This window comes from Sinorhizobium saheli (genome assembly GCF_001651875.1).
Taxonomy (GTDB): domain Bacteria; phylum Pseudomonadota; class Alphaproteobacteria; order Rhizobiales; family Rhizobiaceae; genus Sinorhizobium; species Sinorhizobium saheli.
The window spans coordinates 180,969-205,265 of record NZ_LNQB01000083.1 but is presented as its reverse complement, the minus strand read 5'-3'; the positions used below and the strand labels follow the sequence as shown (position 1 = coordinate 205,265).

The window sequence follows — 24,297 nt, the reverse complement described above, 5'->3', positions numbered from 1 at the left end:
ATCGGCGGCTGCGCATGAATTGATCGAGGATTGAGCCTATCTTTGTGATCTGACGATCAAATCAAGCTCAGGGTTCGTCATGATGGCCGTTGACTTTCAGATTCCCGCCGCGCAGTTCGGGGAGGACCACTCACCCTTCCTGTCGGCGCGCCTGGTCGCCGATCGGCTGGGCGTGACGCTTGCCGAACTGGCCAGGCTGATCGGCGTCGCCCGCAACACGCTGACGGCGAAGTCGGGCGCCCGGAAGGTTGACAGTGCCTTGAGCAAGGTCGTCCGCATCCTTGCCATGGCAACCGAAATGGCCGGCGACGAGGCCCGCGCCGTCATCTGGTTCAAGCACCAGCCGATCCCCGGCTGGGCCGGCAAGACGGCCTTCGATCTCGTCGGCGAAGGCAAGGCGGACAAGGTTCTCGCCTATCTCGAGTCCGTCCGCGCCGGCGTCTATGCCTGATGGCCCCAGAACCGGTGGCGTTGTGGCGCGCCTTCGTGTCACGCTGGGCGCATATGCCGCTTTCCGGCGACGGCGCTGCCCGTTTCGGCGGCCGGTGGAATCCGGTCGGCCAGCCGACGATTTACGCGGCGCGCGAACTGTCGACGGCCTGGGCGGAGTACAATCAGGGTTTTGTCCAGCATCCGGCGCTGATCGTGCGGCTGGAACTCAGTGGTGCGGCCCTCGCGGATCTGACGGATGCGAACGTCCTCGCCGAAGTCGGCGTCGACGAGACCATCCATCGGTGCGAGTGGCGCGACTGGCTCGATAAGGGCCTCGTGCCGCCCACGCATGCGCTGCAGGCGCAGCTTCGGGCGCGCGGCTTTCACGGCGCGGTCTACCCATCCTTCATGTCGCCCGGCGGCACCTGCGTCGCCCTCTGGCATTGGAACGGCGCCGGCGACCCGCGGCTCGCCGTCGTCGATCCCGAGGCCCGGCTGCCGAAATCGGCCGCTTCCTGGCTCTAAAAACTTTCCCTGATCAGATAATCGCTCATCCGGCCTGCCGGCCACCTTCTCCCGCAGGCGGGGCGAAGGGGACTCGCGGCGCAGCCTCAGTCCTCTCCCCGTCAGAACCAGGCGGTGAAAATCTGACGCCTGGAACCGGTGCGAATTACCTGTTCCGGCCCGTTGCGGCGGTTCAAGCGGCGTGGGATATCTTGACTATGCAGACCAGACTGGAAAGAACGAAACAATGGGCTCGCGCTCTGAAGCGGGACGTCCTGGCTCTCTGGCTTGCTGCTCGTGATCCGCGAACCCCTTGGTATGCGAAGGCTGTGGCGGGAGCCGTGGCAGCTTACGCCCTCAGTCCAATCGACCTAATTCCGGACTTTGTCCCGGTACTCGGTTATTTGGACGACCTCGTGATTGTTCCATTGGGAATAGCTCTCGCAGTCCGCCTTGTTCCGCATGACCTCATGGCCGAATATAGGAGGGAAGCCGCTCTCCGTGAAAGCCGCCCCCGAAGCCTTACGGCAGCCGTCGCGATTGCCGCATTGTGGGTTCTGGCACTTACGGCAGTCACGTACTGGATATACCGGAACGTCCGCTGACCACCCTATTGACCACCGTCAGAACGGGGAGAGGGTTGGTCCTCGGGTTTAACCCTGGGTCTAACCCGAGGAGAGCGGCAACTCCATAAACGCGCGCCCTATCAGGCCCCGACACGCACGAGTTCGTGTGCTTGCGTGTCGACGCTTTGCGACGGCGCCTGCGGCCTTTCCGCCTTGCGGAAGAGTTTCCATCTCGTCGGCCGGAAGGCGATGCGGGTGTGGTCGGCGGAGGCCGCGCGTTCCGGCGGCAGCTCGATCTCGATGGCGGGGTGGCCTCGTCCGAGATCGAGTTCGAGATGCCGGGTGCCGGCGACCCGCCGGCTCGCGGTGACGAGGCCGGCGAGGCAGCCGCCGCAGCCGTCGATGAGTTCGACGTCATGCGGGCGGAAGTAGAGGGTCGCCGCGCCGTCCGGCTCGTTCGCGGCGCGCAGGCCGATCGGCCGGTCCTCGAACCAGATCTCGCCGCTGGCGAGGGTGACGTTGAGACAGTTGGACTGGCCGATGAAGCCGTAGACGAAGGGCGAGACGGGGTGATCGTAGATCTCGTCGGGCGTGCCGACCTGCTCGATCGCGCCCTTGCTCATCACGACGACGCGATCGGCAAGCTCCAGCGCCTCCTCCTGGTCGTGGGTCACGAAGATGGTGGTGTGGCCGGTGCGGTCGTGGATCTCCCGCAGCCATTTGCGCAGTTCCTTGCGCACCTGAGCGTCGAGCGCACCGAAGGGCTCGTCAAGGAGCAGCACGTTGGGCTCGACCGCCATGGCGCGGGCGAGCGCCACGCGCTGGCGCTGGCCGCCGGAAAGCTGGGCCGGATAGCGCTTTTCGAGGCCCGAGAGCTGCACGAGATCGAGGAGGTCGAGCGCCCGGCGGCGGATCTCGGCGGCGGGCGGCCGGCGGCTGGCGGGACGCACCTTCAGCCCGAAGGAGACGTTGTCGAGCACGGTCATGTGGCGGAAAAGCGCATAGTGCTGGAAGACGAAGCCGATGTTTCGCTCCTGCACGCTCTTCTTCGACGCGTCCTGGTCGCCGAAGAAGATCGTCCCCTCGGTCGGGCTTTCAAGCCCGGCGACGAGCCGCAGCAGCGTCGTCTTGCCTGAGCCGGAGGGGCCGAGCAGCGCGATCAGTTCGCCCGAGCCGATATTGAGCGAAACGTCTTCGAGCGCCGGGAAGCGGCTGAATTCCTTGCGTATGTTCTGGACGCGGACTTCCATGAGGTCTGGACCTTTCAGTGCCTGCGGCTGGCAGCGATCTCGTCGCTGTAGCGAAGTTCAAGAGCCGTCTTCAAGACGAGCGTTAACAGCGCCAGAAGCGCAAGGAGCGCCGCCACCGCGAAGGCGGCGACGAAGTTATACTCATTATAGAGGATCTCCACCTGCAACGGCATCGTGTTCGTCTGGCCGCGGATATGGCCGGAGACGACGGAGACGGCGCCGAACTCACCCATGGCGCGGGCGTTGCAGAGCAGGACCCCGTAAAGCAGCCCCCATTTGATGTTGGGGAGCGTCACATGCCAGAAGGTCTGCCAGCCGGTGGCACCGAGCGACAGCGCCGCCTCCTCGTCGCTCGTCCCCTGTTCCTGCATTAAGGGGATCAGTTCGCGGGCGACGAAGGGGAAGGTCACGAAGACGGTCGCGAGCACGAGGCCCGGAACGGCGAAGAGAATCTTGATGCCGTAGCTCTGCAGGATGGGGCCGAGCGCGCTGTTTGCTCCAAAGAGCAGCACGAAGACGAGACCGGAGATCACCGGCGACACCGAGAACGGGAGGTCGATCAGGGTGGTCAGGAACGCCTTGCCCTTGAATTCGAACTTGGCGATGGCCCAGGCGGCCGCCACGCCGAAGACGAGGTTCAAGGGGACGGCAATCCCCGCAACCGTCAGCGTCAGGAGGATCGCGGAAAGGGTTTCCGGATCGCCGAGAGCCGCGACGAACTCGGCGGGCCCCTTGCGCAACGCCTCGATGAAGACCGTGGCAAGCGGCAGGAGCAGGAAGAGGACGACGAAACCGAGCGCAACGACGATCAGGATCGAGCGGGCAAGTCGGGTCTCCGACGTTGCCGCCCTGACGAGCGCCGCCGACGCGGAGCCGGTATCAAGCGACATTGCCATACCTCCCTCTGCTCCACGCCTGGATCATGTTGATGACCAGGAGCATGATGAAGGACAGCAGCAGCATCACCGATGCGATCGCCGTCGCTGCCGCATAGTTGAACTCCTCGAGGCGGATGATGATCAGGAGCGGCGCAATCTCCGAGACATAAGGCAGGTTGCCGGCAATGAAGATCACCGAGCCGTATTCGCCGACGCCGCGGGCGAAGGCGAGCGCGAAGCCGGTCAGCCCGGCCGGCAACAGGCCCGGCAGAAGGACGCGGCTGATCGTCTGGAAGCGGTTGGCGCCGAGGGTCGCCGCGGCCTCCTCGACCTCCTTGTCGATTTCTTCCATGATCGGCTGCACCGTCCTGACCACGAAGGGCAGGCCGACGAAGACGAGCGCCACGACGATGCCCGCGGGCGTAAAGGCGACCTTGATGCCGAGCGGTTCGAGAAGCGAGCCGATCCAGCCATTTGGCGCATAGAGCGTCGTCAGCGCGATGCCGGCGACAGCGGTCGGGAGCGCGAAGGGCAGATCGACCATGGCGTCGATCACCCGCTTGCCGGGGAAGCGATAGCGCACCAGCACCCAGGCGAGAACGACGCCGAAGACGAGATTGACGACGGCCGCGATGAACGCCGTGCCGAAGCTGATCGTCAGTGCGTTGACGGTGCGCGGGTCGAGCGTCAGTTGAATGAATTGCGACCAGCCGAGCCCGCTCGAGCGCCAGATCAGTCCGGAAATGGGGATGAGAACGATGAGGATTAGCCATGTCAGCGTCACGCCGAGCGCCAATCCGAAACCCGGAATGACGCTCGGCTGCCGAAACTGCCATCGCCTGCGACTGCTGCTGCGAAAGGCCATGGAATATTATTGTCCCGGCTTGTAGATCTGGTCGAAAATTCCGCCATCGGCGAAGAATTTCGGCTGAGCTTCCTTCCAACCGCCGAATTCGTCAATAGTGACCAGTTTGACATCGGCAAAGCGCTTGATGTCCGCCGGGTCCGCCAGTTCGGGCTTGAACGGCCGGTAGTAATGCTTGGCGGCGATCTTCTGGCCGACGTCGCTGTAGAGATAGTTCAGATAGGCTTCCGCCACCTTGCGCGTGCCCTTTGCGTCGACATTGCCGTCGACGAGCGCCACGGGCGGTTCGGCCTTGATCGAAATCGACGGCGTGACGATGTCGAAATTATCGGGGCCGAGTTCTTCGAGCGACAGGTAGGCTTCGTTTTCCCAGGCGAGCAACACGTCGCCCAGCCCGCGCTGGACGAAGGTGGTGGTCGCGCCGCGGGCGCCGGTGTCGAGAACCGGAACATGCTTGAAGAGCTGCGCGACATATTCCTGCGCTTTCGCATCGTCGCCATTGTTGGCGGCGCGCGCCCAGGCCCAGGCAGCGAGGAAGTTCCAGCGGGCGCCGCCGGAGGTCTTCGGGTTGGGCGTGATCACCTGCACGTCATCGCGGACGAGATCGCTCCAGTCCTTGATGCCTTTCGGGTTGCCCTTGCGCACCAGGAAGACGATCGTCGAGGTATAGGGGGCGCTATCGTTTTCATGGCGGGCCTTCCAGTCGGCCGGGATCTTGCCCGTCGCGTGGGCGATCGCATCGATGTCGGCTTCGAGCGCCAGCGTGACCACGTCCGCTTCGAGGCCGTCGATCACCGAGCGCGCCTGCTTGCCGGAGCCGCCATGCGATGTCTGGATCGTCACGGTTTCACCGGTATCGGCCTGCCATTTTTCGGCAAAGGCCGCGTTGAATTCCTTGTAGAGTTCCCGTGTCGGATCATAGGACACGTTCAGGATCGTCGTATCCGCTTGAGCGAGGCCGATAGAGCCAAGCTGCAGGCTTCCGACCACGAATGCTAGTTTCACTATTCCGGCAAGTCTATTCGAGCTCATCTCGACCCTCCATCCTTTGCCAGATAAAACTATCAATTTAGTCGACTACCACAACGCAAACTTATTACGCCAAGGGCGGGCTTCGTGAAATGTCCTATCGTTCTTCAGCTGTTTGCGGGAATAATCTTGCCCATCCTGTCCCTCGAGGCTCCCGCGGAGCGAAAATAGCACGGTATAGCGTGCAGTAAAATATACCGATCGTTAGAGCGGGATGCGCTCACCTTCACGCGCGCCAACGCTCAATCTGCTTGTTCTGCCGCATTTGTGCGACGCCGCCTGACTGCAATATGCTTTGAGGCGGCACTTCAAAGGACGCGGCCGCGGGCGACGATGGGCCACTGTCCTTTCGGCTTGCCACCCTCGATGATGTGAACCGCGTCCACCATGTTGGTGACGACGCAGGCGTGGTTCGGCACGATGCGCAGCTGCTCGCCGACTGCAAGTCCGATCGGGCCGTCGGAGACGAGCCGGCCATGCTCCTCCGAGAGCTGGTCGATGCGGATGTCGTCGCGGCCGAGCACGTGGCCGTAGCCGGAGAGACCGAGAAGATCGGAGGTCAGGACCTTGCTGCCGGCGTCGATGATCGCCCGGTTTTCCGAAGGCACGGAGACGACGGTCGCAAGGACGGTCAGCGCGCATTCGTCCCAGGTCGCGACACCGCGGGCGACGAGCGAGCGATCGTTGTAGATATAGGTGCCCGGCCGGTGCTCGGTTGCCACGGGCGCTTCTGCGGCCTGCATCATGTCTGGTGTGCCGCCGGAAGTGATGGTCGGGACCTCGATGCCGTCCGCCTCGATCAACCGCTTCGCCTCGCTCATGAAAGCCTGCACCCGGTCCGTGCCGCCGGCCGGCGGATAGGTCATCAACCCACCGAAGCGCAGGCCGGCGGCCCCGGCAATGCGGCGGGCGAGGGCGGCCGCCTCGACGGGTGTCGCGACGCCGCAGCGGTCCGCCCCGGTATTGCATTCGGCGAGCACGGTGAGCGGCCTCGGCGCGCGCGCGAAATGCGCAGCGAGTCCGTCGATCACGGCTGCATTGTCCGCGACGACGCTCAAGCTCACGCGTTCATTGAGGCGGGCGAGCCGCGCGAGCTTCGCCTCGCCGAGGATGTTGTAGGTGATCAGCACGTCCGTGATGCGCCCGCTGCCGTCGACCATCGCCTCCGCCTCCGTCACCTTCTGGCAGGTGATGCCGATCGCCCCGGCATCGAGCTGCAGCTCGGCCATCTGCGGCAGCTTGTGCGTCTTTATGTGCGGACGCACGCGGATGCCGTGCCGGTCGGCATAGTCCTGGAATAGCCGGATATTGCGGCGCGCGACATCGATGTCGACGAGCACGGCGGGGGTTTCGATCGGTAGGGTCATGGGGGCTTCCATCCTCCTCGGAAAGCGAAGATGGCGATTCTTGCCGATCCCGCTTGACAAGTTATGAACCGAGGCCTTTGATAGGTCAATCCAGTATTCAGGACGCATGTCCAGTATAGTGGACTACGATTTACGGGAACAAAACAGGGGAGATCTTCGATGGTCAAGACATTCACCATTGCCGCGAGCCTTGTCGTCGCGGCCCTGGCGGCCGTGCCGGCCACGGCGCAGCAGCCTTCAAGCAAACTCGACGAAGTCCTGGCGCGCGGTCATCTGATCGTCGGCACCGGCAGCACCAATGCGCCGTGGCACTTCAAGAGCGCCGAGGACAAGCTGCAGGGGTTCGACGTGGATATGGGGCGGATCATTGCCAAGGCGCTGTTCGGCGATCCCGAGAAGATCGAGTTCGTCAACCAGTCGTCGGATGCGCGCATTCCCAACATCACCACCGGCAAGGTCGACATCACCTGCCAATTCATGACGGTCACGGGCGAACGTGCGCAGCAGATCGCTTTCACCGTCCCCTATTACCGCGAGGGCGTGGGCCTGATGCTCAAGGCCGACGGCAAATATGCAGACTATGAGGCGTTGAAAGTCGCGGGCTCCTCGGTCACCGTCTCGGTGCTGCAGAATGTCTATGCAGAAGACATGGTGCACGCCGCTTTGCCGGAGGCGACCGTCGATCAATATGAATCCGTCGACCTGATCTATCAGGCGCTCGAATCCGGCCGCGCCGATGCGGCCGCAACCGACCAGTCGTCGCTTGCCTGGTACATGACCCAGAACCCCGGCCGCTACAAGGATGCGGGTTACGGCTGGAACCCGCAGACCTATGCCTGCGGCGTCAAGCGAGGCGATCAGGACTGGCTGAACTTCGTCAACACCGCGCTGCACGAGGCGATGACCGGGGTCGAATTCGACTTTTACGCCAAGTCCTTCAAGACCTGGTTCGGTAAGGACCTGGCCCCGCCGCAGATCGGTTTTCCGCTCGAGTACAATTAAGCCTTTGCCGTCGGCAGCAGCTACGCTTGACCGCTGGGGCTGCCGACCGCTTCGCTTGGAATGGCTTCGCCCATGACCTATTCACTGAACTTCGCGGCCGTCTGGCGCTCGTTCGACCTCCTCCTACAGGGGTTGGCGCTTAGCTTGGGACTCGCCGTCGTGGCGATCCTCGCCGGCTGCGTCATCGGATTGATCACGGCCTTTGGGCTTGTTTCCAAAAGCGGCTTCTTCCGCAAACCCGCCGGCCTCTACGTCACGATCATCCGCAACACGCCGATCCTCGTCCTTGTCCTCTTCAGTTACTTCGCGCTTCCCGAACTCGGCGTTCGCCTGGGCAAGATCGAGAGCTTTGTGCTGACGCTGGCGATCTATTCCGGCGCCTATCTTGCGGAAGTGTTCCGCGGCGGCCTCATCGCCATACCGCCGGGCCAGCGCGAGGCCGGGCTCGCGATCGGCCTCACCGAAATGCAGATCCGTACCTCGATCATCATTCCGCTAATGTTGCGCAACGTCCTGCCGTCGCTCGGCAGCACGATGATATCGCTGTTCAAGGATACCTCGCTCGCTGCGGCGATCGCCGTGCCGGAGCTCACCTTCGAGGCGCGCAAGATCAATGTCGAGACCTTCCGCGTCATCGAGACCTGGATCGTCGCAAGCTGCCTCTACGTCGCAACCTGTTCGCTGCTGGCCGCGCTGATGCGCGCCGTCGAGCGGCGTCTCGCCGTGCCGAGGTGATCGCCATGGATTTCGGTTTTCTCGATCAACTCTGGGTCGCCCGCATTCCACTCCTCAAGGGCCTCGGCGTATCGATCTCGATCTCGCTTCTCTCGATTGTGGCCGGCACGGTCCTCGGCATCTTCGTCGGACTGGCACTCATCTATGCCTATAGGCCGGTTCAGTGGCTGGTGCGGGGTTATACGGACTTCATCCGCGGCACGCCGGTGCTCGTGCTGGTGCTTGCGAGCTACTATGTGCTGAGCACCGTCGGTATCGATCTCGGCCCGTTCCAGGCAGGCGTGCTGGCGCTTGCCGTCTTCTGCAGTTCGCATGTCGGCGAGTTGGTGCGCGGCGCGCTGCAGTCGATCCCCAAGGGCCAGACCGAGGCCGCCAAGGCGATCGGGCTCACCTTTCCGCAGACCTTCGCCTATGTGCTCGGCCCACAGGCACTGCGCCAGGCGCTGCCCGCCTGGGTCAACACCGCCGCCGAGATGGTCAAGGCCTCGACCCTGCTTTCGATCATCGGCGTCGGCGAGTTGCTGCTGCGCACGCAGGAAGTGATCTCGCGCACCTTCATGAGCCTCGAATTCTATTTCTTCGCAGGCTTTCTCTATTTCGTCGTCAATTACGGCATCGAGCGCTTCGGCCGTTATGTCGAGCGCAAGACCGCCGTTCCGTCGTGAGGCTTCGCAATCCGATGACCAACCTTCTTGAAATCCGCGACCTTCACAAGCGCTACGGTACAGTCGAGGTGCTGAAGGGCGTCGACTGCTCCATGCGCCAAGGCGACGTAATCAGCATCATCGGCTCCAGCGGCTCCGGCAAGACGACGATGCTTCGCTGTATCAACATGCTGGAAGAGTTCCAGGGCGGCACGATCTCGATCGACGGCCAGGAAATCGGCTACGAGACGGTGGGCGGCGTGCGCCGCCGCAAGCCGGAGCGGGAGATCGCCCGCCAGCGCGCGCTCACCGGCATGGCCTTCCAGCAGTTCAACCTTTTCCCGCACATGACCGCAGCAGGCAATGTCATGCTGGGGCTCGTCAAGGTGAAGAAGATGAGCCGCGACGAGGCAAGGGGACTGGCGGAGAAATGGCTCGACCGCGTCGGTCTGCTCTCGCGCAAGGATCACTATCCCGGCCAGCTTTCCGGCGGCCAGCAGCAACGCGTCGCGATCGCGCGTGCGATCGCCATGAATCCGAAGCTGATGCTTTTCGACGAGGTAACCTCGGCGCTCGATCCGGAACTCGTGAACGAGGTGCTGCAGGTGATCAAGGGGCTCGCCGAGGACGGCATGAGCATGCTCATCGTCACCCACGAGATGCGCTTTGCCTACGAGGTGTCTTCCCGGGTGATCTTCATGAATCAGGGACGCATCGGCGAGGAGGGCAATCCACGCGAAATGTTCCTTAAACCCAAGACCGAGCGCCTGGCGGAATTCCTGAAGACATCGACGTTCAACTGACCAACCAAGTTACAGAAATGGAGTGAAGTGTGACGATCAAGCGTTATGGAACGGGTGAAACCGGTGCCGGAAGACAAGCCTTGCCCTTTGCGCGCGCCGTCGAGGCGAATGGCTGGCTCTATGTTTCCGGGCAGGTCGCGATGGAGGCGGGCGAGATCGTCGTCGGCGGCATCATCGCTGAAAGCCGCAAGGCGATCGAGAACATGATCGCCATCTTGCACGAGGCGGGCTACGGCGTGGAGGACGTGGTGCGGGTCGGTGTCTGGCTCGATGATCCGCGCGACTTCTGGACCTTCAACGGCGTTTATGCGGAATATTTCGGCAAGCATCCGCCTGCCCGCGCCTGTGTCCAATCGCGCATGATGGTCGACTGCAAGGTCGAAGTTGACTGCGTTGCCTACAAGGCTAAATGAGGAGAATTCGCAAGGGCCGGTTTCGGCGGCAAGGAGGGCGCGATGGCGGGCGCGGACGACAGCATCAATCGCAGGGCACGCGGTCTCGATCGGGCGTTCGAGATCCTCGACTTCCTGCGCCTGCAGCGTCAACCGCTTCGCCCGAACGAGATCGCTCAAGGAATCGGCGCGCCGCGCTCGTCGGTCTATGAGCTCGTCAATCTGCTCCTGCGGCGGGGCGTGATCGAGTACCGTGGTGACGACGGCCGCGTGTTTCTCGGCCGCAGGCTCTACTTCCTCGGCGCCGCCTATGCCGAGCAGTTCGATCTCATCCGCGAATGCGAGCATCTCTTGGCGAGGATTGCCGAAGAGACGCGTGAAACGGCGCAGATGTGCCAGCTCGATGGCAAGAAATATGCCGTCGTTCTCATGAACGAGGGCAACCGTCCCTTCCGCATCTCCACCAATATCGGCGAGCCGGTCCCCATCCCGTGGACCGCCTCCGGCCGCCTCCTTGTCGACCATATGAGCGACGAGGAGATATCAGCGTTCATCCCTGAAGAGGATTTCGTACTGCCGAGCGGCGAGCGCCTCGATCCCCCCGCGTTCATCGCCGAGGTCCGCAAAGCCAAGAAGGATGGCTATTTCACCTTCAACAGCATCGTCGACAGCTTCACCCATTGCTTTGCGGTACCGGTCTATGACGCCGATGGGATTTGCGTCGCCACACTGTGCCTCGTTGCGCCGAAGGAGGACGGCCTGCGCAATCGGGACGCCTATCTTCGCGTGCTCATCGATGGGGCAAGCGAGCTTTCGGAGAAGCTCGGCTACGGCGAGGATCGCGCGCCATCGGCGAGGACCGCCGCAGGCCGCTGACCCCAACGGCGGAATACGGGCGGTTATCTCCGGCTTCGCCAACCCCCCGCGGTGTTCACGGCGCTCATCGGCCGGTTCCCTCGAGGAAAGCCGTAAGGGGCTTGCCGTAGCTGCGCGGCAGCGTCGAAATCGCTTCGGACGCGATGGCGACGCCGGTCTCCAGGCAGGCTTTGAGCGGCATATCGGCGGCAAGTGCCGCCATGAATCCGGCATTGAAGACGTCGTCGGCGCCGATCGTGTCGATGACGTCGACGGGTGGGGCCGCAACGGAGAACGCCTGCCCGTTTCGGTCGAGGGCGAAGGCGCCGCGCGGCCCGCGCTTGACGACGACGATGGCGTCCGCAGGCATCGCATCCTTCAGCTTGCGCGCGGCCACGGTCACATCGGCCTCAGCGGTCAGCGTGGTCGTCTCCACCTCGTTGAAGAGGGCACAATGGCAGCGCTTGAGCCAGGCGCGCGTCCTCAGCCGGTTCGTCTCCGTCCAGCCGTCGAGCGGCCAGCCCGTATCGAGCGCCACGGCGATCTCGTGCGCGTCCGCCCAGGCGAAGAGCTCGTCATAGGCGAGCGTCAGCGCGTCCGTAAGGAACGAGCCGGAGACGAGCGCGTAGCCGCCGCCGAGCCGGTCGCCGTCGAGCATCGACAGCACTTCCGGAAAGCTGAAGAGCGGCAGGTGGCCGCGGGTCGTGAAAAAGGTCCGCTCGCCGTCCGGGTGCGTGATGCCGACCGACAGCGTCGTGGCGACGGCTTCCACCGGCCAGTCGCGCGAGCGTTCGCCGAATGCCTCCTTCAGCCAGGCGCCGAACTGATCGTTTCCCACATTGGCGGCGATGGCGTAATCGACGCCGAGCGAGTCCCAGGCAAGCGCGTTGTTGCCGGCGCAGCCGCCGACGCGCAGCTCGTCGTGATCGACGATGATCTCCGTGCCGGCCTTCGGCCAGGGCTCGGCCGGGCCGAGGATGAGATCGACATTGACGTTACCGATGGCTGCAAGTGGGCGCATTTCAATTCGCTCCGGGTGTGGACCTGGCCGGCGCACCGGCATTCTCGACTCAGTGTGTCGGCGAAGGCGAGCATAAGGGATCGCCACGGCGAGGGGCAGGGCGCCAGATGGACGGATGAGCGGCGGACCTCGGTGCGGCCGCATCGGGTTCGGAAACGCGTGTTACTGTTGTTACTTGAAATATTAGTGATAAGGCGGTTTAATGCCGGCCTATACCAGCGGGCGGCGAATTTTGGCCGCTCCCGCCGCTTACTTGATTGCGCCGGCAAGCATTTCGCTGGCGATAATGTTTTTCATCGCATAGCAAGTCATTTCATTATTTAAAATCAGAGGGATTGTCACATGTCTCTTCCTCACCTTCGGCGGCTTGAAGCTGAAGCGATCCATGTCATTCGGGAAGTCGTTGCAACGTTTTCAAATCCGGTCGCGCTCTATTCCATTGGAAAAGACTCGTCCGTGCTCTTGCATCTGGCAATGAAGGCGTTCTACCCGGCCAAACCGCCTTTCCCCTTCCTGCATGTGGACACCAAATGGAAGTTCCGGGAGATGATCGAGTTCCGTGACCGGATGGCGCGGGAGCTCGGATTCAACCTCCTCGTGCACGTCAACCAGGACGGGATAGATCAGGGCGTCGGCCCTTTTTCGCACGGCTCCAACGTCCACACCCACATCATGAAGACGATGGCGCTAAGGCAGGCGCTGGAGCGATACGGCTTCGATGCGGCACTGGCGGGGGCGCGGCGCGACGAGGAGAAGTCTCGCGCCAAGGAGCGCATCTTCTCGATCCGCAACGCCCAGCACGGCTGGGATCCGAAGCGTCAGCGCCCGGAGATGTGGAAGACCTTCAACACGCGGGTCGGCAAGGGCGAGACGATGCGGGTGTTTCCGCTCTCGAATTGGACGGAGTTCGACATCTGGCAATACATCCTGCGTGAAGACATTCCCATCGTACCGCTTTATTTCGCCGCACGGCGCCCGATCGTGCGCCGCGACGGCATGCTGATTATGGTCGATGACGAGCGCATGCCGATCGGGCCCGGCGAGGAGGTCGTCGAAAGCCTGGTGCGGTTCCGCACGCTCGGCTGCTATCCGCTGACGGGCGCGATCGAGTCCGAGGCCGCCACGGTTCCGGACATATTGCGGGAGATGTTGACGGTGCGCACGTCCGAGCGGCAGAGCCGCCTCATCGACAAGGACGAGGCGGGCGCGATGGAGAAGAAGAAGCGTGAGGGGTACTTCTGATGTCTTATGTCCAATCCATACCGCCCCATGACATCGAGACGCATCTGGCCGAGCACGACAACAAGTCGATCCTGAGGTTCATGACCTGCGGCTCGGTCGACGACGGCAAGTCGACGCTGATCGGACGGCTGCTCTACGATGCCAAGCTGATCTTCGAGGACCAACTGGCAAATCTCGGGCGCGTCGGCGCCCCCGGCGCCGCCAACGGCAAGGAGATCGATCTCGCTTTGCTTCTCGACGGGCTCGAGGCCGAGCGCGAACAGGGCATCACGATCGACGTCGCCTACCGCTATTTCGCCACCTCGAAGCGCAAGTTCATCGTCGCCGACACGCCCGGCCACGAGGAATATACGCGCAACATGGTGACCGGCGCCTCGACGGCCGATCTCGCCATCATCCTCATCGACAGCCGCCAGGGCATCCTGCAGCAGACGCGGCGCCACTCCTACATCGCCTCGCTGCTCGGCATCCGCCACGTGGTGCTCGCGGTCAACAAGATCGACCTTGTCGACTTCCGCGAGCAGGTCTTCGACGAGATCGTCGCCGATTACGCGGTCTTTGCGAAGGAGCTGGGCTTCGCCAGCGTCCAGCCGATCCCGATCTCGGCCCGCTACGGCGATAACGTCATCTCGGCATCGGCGAACACGCCCTGGTACAAGGGGCCGGCGCTGCTCGAATACCTGGAGACGGTCGAGCTCGATCCGACCGACGGGGAGAAGCCTTTCCGTTTCCCGGTTCAACTGGTGATGCGGCCGAACGCGGATTTTCGCGGCTATGCCGGCCAGGTCGCTTCCGGCAGCGTTTCGGTCGGCGATCCGGTCGTCGTCGCGAAATCCGGGCAGCGCTCGTCGGTCAAGGCGATCGTCACCTATGACGGCAATCTTGAAACGGCGGCGGAGGGCGAGGCGGTGACGATCGTGCTTGCGGACGAGGTCGATGCCTCCCGCGGCAACATGCTCGTCACCCCCGCCGCGCGGCCCTTCGTGGCCGACCAGTTCCAGGCTCATGTGATCTGGTTCGACGCGAGCCCTATGCTTCCCGGGCGCAGCTATATTCTCAGGACCGAGACGGACAGCGTCAGCGCCACGGTGACGGCGCTCAAGCATCAGGTGAACATCAACAGCTTCCTGCGCGAGGCGGCAAAATCGCTGCAGATGAACGAGGTCGGCGTCTGCAACTTCTCGACGCAGACGCCGATCGCCTTCGACGCCTACAAGGACAACCGGGCGACGGGCAATTTCATCATCGTCGACCGGGTGACGAACGCCACCGTCGGCGCCGGCATGATCGATTTTCCGCTGCGTCGCGCCGACAACGTGCATTGGCACGCGCTCGAGGTGAATAAGGGCGCCCGCAGCGCGATGAAGCACCAGCGCCCTGCCGTGCTCTGGTTCACCGGGCTTTCCGGCTCCGGCAAGTCGACGATCGCAAATGCGCTCGACCGGATCCTGCATGCGCGGGGCAAGCACACCTACCTGCTCGACGGCGACAACGTCCGCCACGGCCTCAACCGCGACCTCGGCTTCACCGAGGAGGACCGTGTCGAGAACATCCGCCGCGTCGCAGAGGTCGCCAAGCTGATGGCCGATGCCGGCCTGATCGTTCTCGTATCCTTCATCTCGCCGTTCCGCGACGAGCGGCGCATGGCGCGCGAATTGATGGAGGAGGGCGAATTCATCGAGATCTTCGTCGATACGCCGCTTGACGAGTGCGCGCGCCGCGACCCCAAGGGGCTCTACGAAAAGGCGCTCGCCGGCAAGATCGCGAATTTCACCGGCGTCTCCTCGCCCTATGAGGCTCCCGAAAAACCGGAACTTCACCTCGAGACGGTCGGCTATGAGCCGATCGAGCTCGCACTCCGGATCGAGCAATTCCTCGACGGGAGAATGGACGAAAAATGACGCCCCTTTGCGAACTCTTCGAACACATCGCGCTCGACGCCGGCGCGGCGATCCTCGACGTCTATGAGGCCGGGCCCAGCGTTTGCTACAAGCACGACCAGTCGCCGGTCACGGAAGCCGACGAGCGCGCCGAAGCCATCATCCTCGAGCGCCTTGCCGCCGCCTTTCCCGGGATCCCGGTCGTTGCCGAGGAGGCGGTGGCTGCGGGCCGCGTTCCCGATATCAACGGCGGCCGGTTCTTTCTGGTCGATCCGCTGGACGGGACGAAGGAATTCATCAACCGTCGCGACGACTTCACCGTCAACATCGCCCTCATCGAGGGCAATGTGCCGATTGCCGGCATCGTCTACGCGCCGGCGCAGCGCTGCGCCTATGTCGCCGATAGCGGCCGGGCGCAGAAGCTCGTCCTCGGCCAAGCCTTCGCGGTCGAGGAGCGGCAGATGATCCGCGTGCGGACACGCGGCGAGAGGCTGACGGCGGTCGCCAGCCGCTCGCACGGAAGCAGCGAGACCGAGGCTTTCCTCGTCGGCCACGGCGTCACGGACTGCACATCCGTCGGCTCGTCGCTCAAATTCTGCCTGCTTGCCGAGGGCAAGGCGGACGTCTATCCGCGCTTCGGCCGGACGATGGAATGGGACACGGCGGCCGGCGATGCCGTGCTCAGGGCCGCCGGCGGATCGGTGGTGCGCTTGGACGGCGCCCGCCTGCTCTATGGCAAGACGCGGCAGGACGGCGACAGCGACTTTGCCAACCCGCATTTCATCGCCTGGGCGGACATGGCTTCGGTTCCGGTGGCCTGATGCCGCAGCCTCCGCGGCTCACGCCTCGGCAGAGCGGCGGTCTTCGCGGAATTCGCCGCGGCGCTTATCGAAGGACCTATTGAGCATGGACGGGCAAGGCAAGACGCACACCTGCAAGCATGTGTTCTCTCGGTTCCGGGATCTCGGCCGGGAGCAAGTGAATGTCGAACTTCAGCTTCACACCACCTGGACCGACGGACAGGCGACGGTCCTCGAAATCCTGCAGACTGCCCGCGAACGCGGCCTCGGCGCCCTGGCGTTCACCGAGCATGTCCGCGAGGACACGGCCTGGTTTCCCGATTTCAAGACCGAGGTTCTTTCGGCCGCGGGCGCGTTCGACGACATACGGGTCTGTGTCGGCTGTGAAACCAAGGCCATGGACGACCAGGGCAGGCTGGATGTGTCGCAGTCGGTGCTCGACGCATGCGATATCGTTCTCGGCGTCGTCCATCGTTTGCCGGACGGCAAGGGCGGCTATCTCGATTTCAAGCAGCTTTCCTTCGAGGAGACCGCCGAGATTGAGTTCCGGCTGTCGCTGGGCATGATTGCGAAGGCGCCCATCGACGTCCTGGGCCATCCAGGCGGGATGAGCCTGAGGCGGCATGGCCGTTTCCCGGAAGAATATTTTCGCGCGCTGATGACGTCGACGCTCGAACGGCGGATCGCGATCGAGATCAACTCGTCCTATCTCGTCGACATGCCTGCATTCCTGGCGCTCTGCGAAGAGATCAATCCCTATGTCTCGATCGGTTCCGATGCACACAGGTTGAGCGAACTCGGTCGTTGCAGGGATCAACTGCTTGAATTGGGGATAGGGCGATCATGAAGGTCTTCATTACGGGGGCGGGCGCCCTCCTCGGGCAAGGGATCATCCGCGCCTTGCGGCGTTCGAGCCTGAAAGCGACGATCATCGTCGGCGATCCGAGTCCGCTCTCGGCCGGGCTCTACTGGGGGGATGCGGCCCACCTCGTGCCGATGGCGAAGGACCCGGCCTATCTGGACCGGCTGGGCGACTTGCTGGTGGCGGAACGGCCGGATATCCTCATCCCCGGAACCGATGTCGAGCTTCCGATCCTCTCGGCCAATCGCGAGATGATAGAGAGGGCCTATGGGACCAAGGTGATCATCAGTTCGCCATCTGTGGTCTCGATTGCGAACGACAAATGGCTCACGTCCGAGTTCCTGCGGGAGCGGGGCCTCGGTTTCGTTCCTTCGTGTTTGCCGGGCGACGAGGAGGACTTGATCGAAGCGTGCGGCTTTCCGCTCGTGGTCAAGCCGAGGGTCGGCGCGCGATCGATCGGCTTCGGCATCGTGCGCGACCGGGAGCAACTGAGGCGCGCGATCGCCGAGCAGCCCGGTATTGTCATACAGAAATATGTCGGTTCCGAAACGACCGAATACACGGCGGGTACGCTCACCTTCGACGGCAAATGCCGCGCGACGATCGTCATGCGCCGGGATCTCCGGGACGGCAACACCTACAGGGCATTCGCCGAAGCCTTTCCCGCCCTGAATACGGCGATGGCACAGGCCGCCGATGCGCTCGGCGCCTATGGCCCTGCGAACTTCCAGTTCCGCCTCGACGACGGCGTTCCCCGTATTTTCGAGATCAATGCACGGTTCTCCGGGACCACGGCCGTCCGGATCCATGCGGGGTTCAACGAGGTCGAGATGTGCATCCGTCACATCCTCTTCGGCGAGCCGGTCGAGCAGCCGGAGATCGTGCCGGTGACGATCTTGCGGCACTGGTCGGAAACCGTCGTGAGACCCGGTGAATTGATAACGGCCAAGGAGCGGTTGCAGGAAGAAGTGTAGGCGGCTTGCTGCGGCGCCGCGTGTCCGATCAGACGCGCCAGCGTCTCTGCAGCACTTTGCATACGGTAGGGAAGGCGGGGCTCGACGTGCAACTCGTTGTCACCGGAGCGACAGGGTTCATCGCCTCGAGGCTGATCGCCGAGGCGCTTTCAAGAGGTCACCAGGTTACGGCACTGGCCCGTGACCCGGACGGGGTCGCGCCGCGACAAGATTCTCGTTTCGTCGTCGAGAAATGGTCGATCGGCGACCCCTTGCCGGCGGTCGCGGGGGCGGATGCCATCTTCCATCTCGCCGCCTATATTCCTGCCGATTTCGGCGACGCGCACCAGGCCGCCAGGTGCTTCGAGGTCAACACCAACGGGGCCCTGCAGGTCGCGATGAGTGCCGCGGCCCACGGCGTGAAGAGATTTGTCTTCTTCGGATCGGGACAGGTTTATACGCCCGCCGCGGAACCGGCCCTGGAGACGAGCCCTACCTTTCCCGTCGAGCGGGCGAGCTATTATCTCGCGAGCAAGCTCTCGGCAGAGATTTGCCTGCTCGCCTTCGGCGCGGCCAACGCCATGCCTGTGACGGTGCTCCGCCTCGCCTCCGTCTATGGTCCCGGCATGCATGCCACGGGGATGCTGCCGACTTTCATTCGCGCGCTTGCGAGCGGCCGTTCCGTGGTCATACGGGACGGAGGGCGATACCGCGTCGACCTCGTCCACGTCGACGACGTCGTTTCGCTGGCGCTGGCGGCGGTCGAGAAGGAAAAGGCCGGCGTGTTCAACGCCGGCAGTGGCGAGGCCTGCAACTCGTCGGATGCGGCTCGGATTGTCGCCGCGGCCCTCGGCGCGGAGCCGACCCTCGTCAATATCGAAGGCGAGCGGGAGGGAAAGACGATGATCGGCTTCGCGGCCCTGAATGTCGCCAAGGCCGTCGAGCAGTTAGGATACAGCCCCCGCTCGCTCCGTGAGGGCATCGAAGCGTGGAAGGCAGAGACGGGGCTTGGGGACTTCGGCTAACGCATATTGCGGCCGGGTGCAATCACTTGGCGTCGCGCAAATGCAGGGAAAAACAAATAGTTATAGTTGCGCGTTAATGTATGTGAACGCATCCCCCTTCTAATGCAATGCGTCGGGTCGCTCATCCGGCCTGTCGGCCACCTTCTCCCCGCAGGCGGTGAGCGGTTCTTCCTATTCCAGTTGCATGCGCTCGAACAGCAGCCGGTTGACGGCATGGACGTCGAACTTGCTCGTCGCTATCTCGCGTGACTTCTCGCCCATCCGTTCAACCAGTTCCGGATCTTCAGCGAGGGCGATCATCGCCTTCGCCAGATCGGCCGCGTCGCGCGCCTTGACGGCGAAGCCGTTGGCGCCGGGCTCCACGGTGTCGCGACAGCCGGGGAGGTCCGTGGTGATGACCGGCCGGCCCGTCGCCAGCGCTTCCAGGATGCTGCGCGGAATGCCCTCGCGATAGTAGGAGGGCAACACGAAGACCGAGCAGGCGGCGAGATACGGCCGGACGTCGTCGGTGCTGCCGAGATATTCAAGGACCCCCTCACGGACCCAGCCATCGATCTCCTCCCGGGAGATGGCGGTCGGGTTGCTGTCGAAATGGCCGAGGAGCTGGAATCTCGCCTCGGGGAACGATTGCCGGACGATCCGTGCCGCCTGGACATATTCGACGACGCCCTTGTCCCGCAGGAGCCGGGCCACCATCAGGAAGACCGGTGCGCCCTGTGGCGGCCGCGAAAAGGCGAAGTGATCGAGATCGACGCCGGAACCCGGCACCATCGTGATGAGTGCATTGTCCCGCAACATGCGGTGGTTGCGGATATCCGCATCATCCGCGTCATTGTAGACGAACACCACTTTTGCGCCGGCGAAAGCGACCCGGTAGAGCGAGACGCACAGACGCCGCACCAGCCGCGCCTTCGCCGAACCGTCCGCCTGCTCCGAGAAGACGTGGCCGAGACCGGTGACGAGAAAGCAACGGTCCTTGATCCCCAGGGCCCGCGCGGCGATGCCGCCATAGATGATCGGCTTCATCGTATAGGGCAGGATCATGTCCGGCCGCAGCCGCCTGAAGTGCTTGACGAGCGACCAGAGCGTCGCAACGTCTTCAAGCGGATTGAGACCGGTGCGTGCCATGGGTATGCGAATGAATTCGACGCCGATCCCGGCGAGTTGATGTTCGACCCTTGCATCCTGCTCGGGGGCGAATGCCACGACCCGATGCCCGGCGGCGACCAGCCTTCTCAAAAGCTCCAGCCGAAAGATCGTCAACGACGGCGTGAAACTGGCGATCACCGCAATCACCCGCCTGTTTCGGTGGGAGGGGTGCGAGATGGTTGGCTTGTCCGCATGGGGGAGAGCCCTGGTGGCGACTTCCGCTGTGGACCTCAAAGTCTGGCTTGCCGGTTCCAAGGAGCCCTCCTTCGTCATGTGCGTCGGTAAAGCGCCTGTTCGTAAAGCGCCAAATGTCGCGCGACATAGTTCTCGATCGAAAAGTTCTCGAGGACGCGTCTGCGTCCCGCCATGCCCAGTTGTCGCCGGTCACTCTCGGCGAGGGAGAGCAATTTGCCGACGATGGCCGCCTGCGCTTCGGGCCTGCTGGGTTTCGAGATCAGGTCCTCGTCGCCGACCAGCCAGGCGCAGTCGCCGACGTCGGTCGCCACGGCCGGCACGCCGCAGGCCATCGCCTCGGCGACGGAGAGCGGGAACGCCTCGCCCCAGGACGACGAGAGCATGAAGACGTCGAGGCCCGGCAGCAGCCGGCTGATATCGGATCGGGCGGGCGAAGTCGTGAGCCGGTCTTCGATGCCAAGGGCCCGGGCGGTCCGGCGCCCATCGCCAGTCTCATGCCCTTCGCCGATGATCAGGCCGTGCACGTCATGGCCCTGGTCGAGCAGGATCGCCAAGGTTTTCACGAAGCTTGCATGATCCTTCATCGGATGCGCCCGGGCGACATTCCCTATGACCAGCCGCCCGGATGGAATGTCGAAGAGCTGGTGCAGCATGCTCCTGGCCTCCCCGGCCGGGCGGAACTCGCCGCAGTCGATCCCATTGGGGATGATATGCCGCTTCGACGGCTCGAAGCCGAGCGCCTCATGCTGTTCGGCCGACACGCGCGAGCAATAGGAAATCGCCGCGGTCCAGCGCGACAGTCGCGCGGCGAGCGCAATCAGGCGCTGCGTCATGCGCCTTTCCGCTTTGATGTCGACGACGGAATGGTGGATACTCCAGATCACCGGTGTCCGCCGGTGCATGAGCGCGCCGACCGAGGCGGCGATGTTGCCGTGGTACATCCAGCCGTGAAAGAGCGCCGGGTCGGCGCGCCGGACTGCCTTCGACAACCGCCACAGGGAATTGAAGCGTGGATGCGCCTGCGGCATGCCGATCGACTGGATGTCAATGCCGGCAAGTTCACGGCATTCCGCCACTCGCCCGGGCGGCATCAGCGAGAGCACCGAAGGTCGATAGGCGCTGTCGGACAGGCCCTTGACGAAGCGGGCGAGCATGTATTCCGCGCCGCCGACATTCAGTCCCGTGATGCAATTGAGAACGCGGATGTCGTTCAAGGCGAACCTACCTCTTCAAGCCGCAGCCTGCTGGCTTCCGCTCGCCCTCCGCGGCAATTCGAAAGTCATTGCCGGGGCGCGGCACGCTGCCTGGGCGGAGGGCAGAATGTTCACATTCGCGCCCGTATCCGCCCGGCCAGACCATCCCGGTTGAGGGGGCGACGGCCGATCAGGCGCCCGGTAGTCCGAGATGGTTGCGCTTGCCCTTTGGAAAGGCCGCGGGGGTCGTACGCGCCTTGAGGCGGCTTCTCTGTTCTTTTTTCGCCCGGGGCGGCAGGCGTTTTGCCGCAAGGGGCTTGTGGTTCCCTTCGTGCTCGTAGCGCGGCAGCAATTCGCGCATGACCGCGACGACCGCCGGCTCGTTGCCGCGCTCCGCGTGGCGCTGCAGGCGCGCGAACGCGTCCCTCAGCGTCGGCAACGCGATCGGCTCCGGGACCGCCCCGAGCACCCCCGGCACGGGGGACGTGATCCGCTTGTCGGTTTCATCGAAGAGCTCCTCGAAGAGCTTTTCGCCCGGCCGGCAGCCGATGATCTTGATCTCGATGTCCTGGTCCGGCGTGAAGCCGGCGAGCCGGATCATCCGACGGGCGATGTCGATGATCTTGACCGGCTCGCCCATGTCGAGGACGAAGATTTCGCCTTGCCCGAGCTGCATCTCGAAGCCGTAGGCGGAAGCCTGCAGCGTCAGCTCCACGGCTTCGCGGATCGTCATGAAGAAGCGCGTCATGGACGGGTCGGTGACCGTCAGCGGGCCGCCTCTTGCGAGCTGGCGTTTGAACAGCGGGATCAGCGAGCCGCTCGAACCGAGCACATTGCCGAACCGAACGGTCATGAAGCGCGGGCCCTTGCCCGTTTCGAGGCCGTCGAGGTCGAGGGCCTGGCAATAAAGTTCGGCCAGGCGCTTCGTCGCGCCCATGACGCTCGTCGAGTTCACCACCTTGTCGGTCGACACCTGGACCATGGCGAGCGTGCCGTATTTTTTCGCCGCATTGGCGACGTTCATGGTGCCGATGACATTGGTGAGGATGCCCTCGCACGGATTCATCTGAACCATGGGCACATGCTTCAGAGCCGCGGCATGGAAGACCAGCTCGGGCCGATGCCGCTCGAAAATCTCCTCGACCCGCTGGCTGCGGCGGACGCTGCAGAGATAGCTCCAGCGCGGCACGTCCGGGAAGCCCTCGGTAAGCATCATGTCGATCGCGTAAAGATTGTATTCCGTGTTGTCGATCAGGACGATCTCCGCCGGCTCGCAGGCGGCGACCTGCGTCGTCAGTTCGCTGCCGATCGAGCCGCCCGCGCCGGTGATCAGCACGCGCCGGCCGCGCACGAGCCGGGCAATCGCTTCGCGGTCGAGGGCCGCCTGCGGCCGCTCCAGAAGGTCGGTCAGTTCGATCGAGCGCAACTCGTAGGGGTTCTCGCCCTTGGCGCGCTTGAGCTCGGTCATCTGCGACAGCCGCGAGACGGCGATTCCGAGCCGCTCGGCGCACCGCAGCAGCTCATCCGATGCGCTTTCGCCGAAATTCGCCGGCGCTTCCGTGAAGACGACATGGCGCGGCTGCCTGTTGGCCCGCTGCAACTCGGTCACCACCTGCTCGAAATCCTCGACGCTTCCGGCGATCGGCACGCCGCGAAGGCTCATGCCGAGCTGGTCCCTGTTCCTGTCGAGGCAGGCAACCGGCAGATGTGTGGAGTTGGGATCCCTGGCGAGCGCCCTGAGATAGAGCTCGGCGGCATCGCCCGCGCCGACCAGCAGCACCGGTACGCGATGGTCCTCCTGCCTGTTCTTGAAGACGGGCCGCCCCAGCGGAAGTTCCTCAGCGCGAAAACTCAGCCGTGCGGCCGCGAGGCATGCAAGCAACAGGAGCGACTGCAGCGGCAGGACCGTGCGCGGCATGTCGGTGAGCCTGGTCGAGAAGAACAGGAGTGTGATCAGGAGGAGCGATGTCAGCAGGACCGCACGCAGGATGATGAAGAGGTCGGAAATGGAACCGTATTTCCAGTTCCGGCTGTAGAGGCCGGACAGGGGGAAAACGAGCGCGCAGATCGCGAGATATTGGGTGCCGGACCAGACGAGCACGGAGATCGTGTCCGGCCTCGCCTTGAGCCCGTCGATGCCATAGCGCAGCAGCAACGGCAAGGCGAGGGCTATGGCCGCGGAGGTGAGATCGGCAAGATAGAGAGCCGCGTATTTCTGAACGCCACGAACGGCCGCACGGATGCGCCGACGGGAGATATCGATGGCCGCGCCGCATAATGCCCCGAGTGCTTTGGCTGATGTTCGGGCTCCTTCTCGCCGCAATATCGACGGCGCCATTAGGAACTGATCACGAACTGCCTTCGCGGCGGCGTAAATACGCTGCATGACGGCCCCTTCCTAATATCCCTAAGCCTGCCGTCCTGCCGAACGAAACCGCACCTTCCCAAAGTCCCATGGTGGCCCGAGAATGGTGCGTCTGGTTGGTTTGTCTCGTCGACTGACTCGAAAGGCTGGTAAATTGAATTCAAAAAAACATAATCGACCCCGATGGATTAGATCGGGACGCAAAATTTACTGGCATATTCGTTTTCGATAATAAAAAAGCACGTAATTAACCAGTTGTAAACTAGTTTTCCTGCTTCACCCCAATTATA

Annotated in this window: 24 protein-coding genes; 15 read left to right on the top strand and 9 right to left on the bottom strand. The window is 63.5% G+C overall.

All coding sequences use genetic code 11. The features are described from left to right. Positions 1–79: 79 nt before the first annotated feature. The 3 genes from ATB98_RS20735 (at position 80) to ATB98_RS20725 (ending at position 1,541) form a co-directional block, all read left to right on the top strand. A complete protein-coding gene (locus ATB98_RS20735) occupies positions 80–451 on the top strand; it encodes a DUF2384 domain-containing protein (protein ID WP_066876914.1) in 372 nt (123 codons plus the stop codon). Continuing rightward, the gene (locus tag ATB98_RS20730; RefSeq protein WP_066876909.1) at positions 451–957 is read left to right on the top strand and encodes an RES family NAD+ phosphorylase; all 507 of its coding nucleotides are present in this window, start codon (positions 451–453) and stop codon (positions 955–957) included. The genes ATB98_RS20735 and ATB98_RS20730 overlap by 1 nt, the downstream gene beginning before the upstream one ends. A 197-nt stretch (positions 958–1,154) precedes the next feature. Next, positions 1,155–1,541: a YkvA family protein gene (locus tag ATB98_RS20725; RefSeq protein WP_066876904.1), complete on the top strand. Its 387-nt coding sequence runs from the start codon at positions 1,155–1,157 to the stop codon at positions 1,539–1,541. A gap of 101 nt (positions 1,542–1,642) precedes the next feature. On the opposite strand, the gene ATB98_RS20720 is transcribed toward ATB98_RS20725, so the two are convergent. From ATB98_RS20720 to ATB98_RS20700, 5 genes are all read right to left on the bottom strand, one after another. Beyond that, positions 1,643–2,752: a sulfate/molybdate ABC transporter ATP-binding protein gene (locus tag ATB98_RS20720; protein ID WP_066876903.1), complete on the bottom strand. Its 1,110-nt coding sequence runs from the start codon at positions 2,750–2,752 to the stop codon at positions 1,643–1,645. A gap of 14 nt (positions 2,753–2,766) precedes the next feature. Next, positions 2,767–3,642, bottom strand: coding sequence for a sulfate ABC transporter permease subunit CysW (cysW, locus tag ATB98_RS20715; protein WP_066876902.1), 876 nt, complete (start codon positions 3,640–3,642; stop codon positions 2,767–2,769). After that, entirely contained in the window at positions 3,632–4,495 is an 864-nt protein-coding gene (gene cysT / locus ATB98_RS20710; RefSeq protein ID WP_066876901.1) for a sulfate ABC transporter permease subunit CysT, read from the bottom strand. Before cysT ends, cysW begins: the two co-directional genes overlap by 11 nt. A gap of 6 nt (positions 4,496–4,501) precedes the next feature. Continuing rightward, entirely contained in the window at positions 4,502–5,527 is a 1,026-nt protein-coding gene (locus ATB98_RS20705) for a sulfate ABC transporter substrate-binding protein (RefSeq protein WP_066876900.1), read from the bottom strand. 305 nt (positions 5,528–5,832) lie between these two features. Further along, complete coding sequence (locus tag ATB98_RS20700; RefSeq protein WP_066876899.1) at positions 5,833–6,891, bottom strand: D-TA family PLP-dependent enzyme; 1,059 nt, start codon at positions 6,889–6,891, stop codon at positions 5,833–5,835. A 159-nt stretch (positions 6,892–7,050) separates the two neighbouring features. Between ATB98_RS20700 and ATB98_RS20695 the strand changes: the two genes are divergently transcribed. The 6 genes from ATB98_RS20695 to ATB98_RS20670 all read left to right on the top strand — a co-directional run bounded on the left by ATB98_RS20695 (position 7,051) and on the right by ATB98_RS20670 (position 11,343). Beyond that, positions 7,051–7,893 carry a transporter substrate-binding domain-containing protein gene (locus ATB98_RS20695; RefSeq protein WP_066876897.1) on the top strand — a complete coding sequence of 281 codons (843 nt, stop codon included), beginning with the start codon at positions 7,051–7,053 and terminating at the stop codon, positions 7,891–7,893. 72 nt (positions 7,894–7,965) lie between these two features. Then, a complete protein-coding gene (locus ATB98_RS20690) occupies positions 7,966–8,628 on the top strand; it encodes an amino acid ABC transporter permease (RefSeq protein ID WP_066876895.1) in 663 nt (220 codons plus the stop codon). 5 nt (positions 8,629–8,633) lie between these two features. After that, complete coding sequence (locus ATB98_RS20685) at positions 8,634–9,293, top strand: amino acid ABC transporter permease (protein WP_066876893.1); 660 nt, start codon at positions 8,634–8,636, stop codon at positions 9,291–9,293. A gap of 14 nt (positions 9,294–9,307) precedes the next feature. After that, a complete protein-coding gene (locus ATB98_RS20680) occupies positions 9,308–10,075 on the top strand; it encodes an amino acid ABC transporter ATP-binding protein (protein WP_066876891.1) in 768 nt (255 codons plus the stop codon). Positions 10,076–10,104: 29 nt separating this feature from the next. Next, the gene (locus ATB98_RS20675; RefSeq protein WP_066876889.1) at positions 10,105–10,488 is read left to right on the top strand and encodes a RidA family protein; all 384 of its coding nucleotides are present in this window, start codon (positions 10,105–10,107) and stop codon (positions 10,486–10,488) included. Between the two features lie 42 nt (positions 10,489–10,530). After that, a complete protein-coding gene (locus tag ATB98_RS20670) occupies positions 10,531–11,343 on the top strand; it encodes an IclR family transcriptional regulator (protein ID WP_066876887.1) in 813 nt (270 codons plus the stop codon). A 64-nt stretch (positions 11,344–11,407) separates the two neighbouring features. On the opposite strand, the gene ATB98_RS20665 is transcribed toward ATB98_RS20670, so the two are convergent. Next, entirely contained in the window at positions 11,408–12,343 is a 936-nt protein-coding gene (locus ATB98_RS20665; protein ID WP_066876885.1) for a PfkB family carbohydrate kinase, read from the bottom strand. A gap of 342 nt (positions 12,344–12,685) precedes the next feature. Here ATB98_RS20665 and cysD point away from each other — a divergent pair, with 342 nt between their 5' ends. The 6 genes from cysD (at position 12,686) to ATB98_RS20635 (ending at position 19,105) form a co-directional block, all read left to right on the top strand. Next, positions 12,686–13,585 carry a sulfate adenylyltransferase subunit CysD gene (gene cysD / locus ATB98_RS20660; protein WP_066876884.1) on the top strand — a complete coding sequence of 300 codons (900 nt, stop codon included), beginning with the start codon at positions 12,686–12,688 and terminating at the stop codon, positions 13,583–13,585. Beyond that, complete coding sequence (gene nodQ, locus ATB98_RS20655) at positions 13,585–15,486, top strand: bifunctional sulfate adenylyltransferase/adenylyl-sulfate kinase NodQ (RefSeq protein ID WP_066876882.1); 1,902 nt, start codon at positions 13,585–13,587, stop codon at positions 15,484–15,486. Before cysD ends, nodQ begins: the two co-directional genes overlap by 1 nt. Next, complete coding sequence (cysQ, locus tag ATB98_RS20650) at positions 15,483–16,286, top strand: 3'(2'),5'-bisphosphate nucleotidase CysQ (RefSeq protein ID WP_066876880.1); 804 nt, start codon at positions 15,483–15,485, stop codon at positions 16,284–16,286. The genes nodQ and cysQ overlap by 4 nt, the downstream gene beginning before the upstream one ends. A gap of 85 nt (positions 16,287–16,371) precedes the next feature. Then, the gene (locus tag ATB98_RS20645) at positions 16,372–17,112 is read left to right on the top strand and encodes a PHP domain-containing protein (protein ID WP_066876878.1); all 741 of its coding nucleotides are present in this window, start codon (positions 16,372–16,374) and stop codon (positions 17,110–17,112) included. After that, positions 17,109–18,101, top strand: coding sequence for an ATP-grasp domain-containing protein (locus ATB98_RS20640; RefSeq protein ID WP_066876876.1), 993 nt, complete (start codon positions 17,109–17,111; stop codon positions 18,099–18,101). Before ATB98_RS20645 ends, ATB98_RS20640 begins: the two co-directional genes overlap by 4 nt. An 86-nt stretch (positions 18,102–18,187) precedes the next feature. Beyond that, positions 18,188–19,105 carry an NAD-dependent epimerase/dehydratase family protein gene (locus tag ATB98_RS20635; RefSeq protein WP_066877416.1) on the top strand — a complete coding sequence of 306 codons (918 nt, stop codon included), beginning with the start codon at positions 18,188–18,190 and terminating at the stop codon, positions 19,103–19,105. A 171-nt stretch (positions 19,106–19,276) separates the two neighbouring features. On the opposite strand, the gene ATB98_RS20630 is transcribed toward ATB98_RS20635, so the two are convergent. The 3 genes from ATB98_RS20630 to ATB98_RS20620 form a co-directional block, all read right to left on the bottom strand. Next, complete coding sequence (locus tag ATB98_RS20630) at positions 19,277–20,431, bottom strand: glycosyltransferase family 4 protein (RefSeq protein WP_157111061.1); 1,155 nt, start codon at positions 20,429–20,431, stop codon at positions 19,277–19,279. Positions 20,432–20,523: 92 nt separating this feature from the next. Continuing rightward, entirely contained in the window at positions 20,524–21,663 is a 1,140-nt protein-coding gene (locus tag ATB98_RS20625) for a glycosyltransferase (protein ID WP_084435640.1), read from the bottom strand. 169 nt (positions 21,664–21,832) lie between these two features. Then, the gene (locus tag ATB98_RS20620) at positions 21,833–23,980 is read right to left on the bottom strand and encodes a polysaccharide biosynthesis protein (protein ID WP_066876872.1); all 2,148 of its coding nucleotides are present in this window, start codon (positions 23,978–23,980) and stop codon (positions 21,833–21,835) included. Positions 23,981–24,297 lie beyond the last annotated feature (317 nt).

Excerpts from the sequence above, each read along its gene's own strand:
- ATB98_RS20680 (WP_066876891.1), top strand. The coding sequence starts at position 9,308 with ATGACCAACCTTCTTGAAATCCGCGACCTTCACAAGCGCTACGGTACA.
- ATB98_RS20685 (WP_066876893.1), top strand. The coding sequence starts at position 8,634 with ATGGATTTCGGTTTTCTCGATCAACTCTGGGTCGCCCGCATTCCACTC.
- ATB98_RS20720 (WP_066876903.1), bottom strand. The coding sequence starts at position 2,752 with ATGGAAGTCCGCGTCCAGAACATACGCAAGGAATTCAGCCGCTTCCCG.
- ATB98_RS20620 (WP_066876872.1), bottom strand. The coding sequence starts at position 23,980 with ATGGCGCCGTCGATATTGCGGCGAGAAGGAGCCCGAACATCAGCCAAA.
- ATB98_RS20725 (WP_066876904.1), top strand. The coding sequence starts at position 1,155 with ATGCAGACCAGACTGGAAAGAACGAAACAATGGGCTCGCGCTCTGAAG.
- cysQ (WP_066876880.1), top strand. The coding sequence starts at position 15,483 with ATGACGCCCCTTTGCGAACTCTTCGAACACATCGCGCTCGACGCCGGC.
- cysT (WP_066876901.1), bottom strand. The coding sequence starts at position 4,495 with ATGGCCTTTCGCAGCAGCAGTCGCAGGCGATGGCAGTTTCGGCAGCCG.
- ATB98_RS20640 (WP_066876876.1), top strand. The coding sequence starts at position 17,109 with ATGAAGGTCTTCATTACGGGGGCGGGCGCCCTCCTCGGGCAAGGGATC.
- ATB98_RS20695 (WP_066876897.1), top strand. The coding sequence starts at position 7,051 with ATGGTCAAGACATTCACCATTGCCGCGAGCCTTGTCGTCGCGGCCCTG.
- nodQ (WP_066876882.1), top strand. The coding sequence starts at position 13,585 with ATGTCTTATGTCCAATCCATACCGCCCCATGACATCGAGACGCATCTG.
- ATB98_RS20700 (WP_066876899.1), bottom strand. The coding sequence starts at position 6,891 with ATGACCCTACCGATCGAAACCCCCGCCGTGCTCGTCGACATCGATGTC.
- ATB98_RS20690 (WP_066876895.1), top strand. The coding sequence starts at position 7,966 with ATGACCTATTCACTGAACTTCGCGGCCGTCTGGCGCTCGTTCGACCTC.
- ATB98_RS20705 (WP_066876900.1), bottom strand. The coding sequence starts at position 5,527 with ATGAGCTCGAATAGACTTGCCGGAATAGTGAAACTAGCATTCGTGGTC.
- ATB98_RS20730 (WP_066876909.1), top strand. The coding sequence starts at position 451 with ATGGCCCCAGAACCGGTGGCGTTGTGGCGCGCCTTCGTGTCACGCTGG.
- cysD (WP_066876884.1), top strand. The coding sequence starts at position 12,686 with ATGTCTCTTCCTCACCTTCGGCGGCTTGAAGCTGAAGCGATCCATGTC.
- ATB98_RS20645 (WP_066876878.1), top strand. The coding sequence starts at position 16,372 with ATGGACGGGCAAGGCAAGACGCACACCTGCAAGCATGTGTTCTCTCGG.
- cysW (WP_066876902.1), bottom strand. The coding sequence starts at position 3,642 with ATGTCGCTTGATACCGGCTCCGCGTCGGCGGCGCTCGTCAGGGCGGCA.
- ATB98_RS20735 (WP_066876914.1), top strand. The coding sequence starts at position 80 with ATGATGGCCGTTGACTTTCAGATTCCCGCCGCGCAGTTCGGGGAGGAC.
- ATB98_RS20665 (WP_066876885.1), bottom strand. The coding sequence starts at position 12,343 with ATGCGCCCACTTGCAGCCATCGGTAACGTCAATGTCGATCTCATCCTC.
- ATB98_RS20670 (WP_066876887.1), top strand. The coding sequence starts at position 10,531 with ATGGCGGGCGCGGACGACAGCATCAATCGCAGGGCACGCGGTCTCGAT.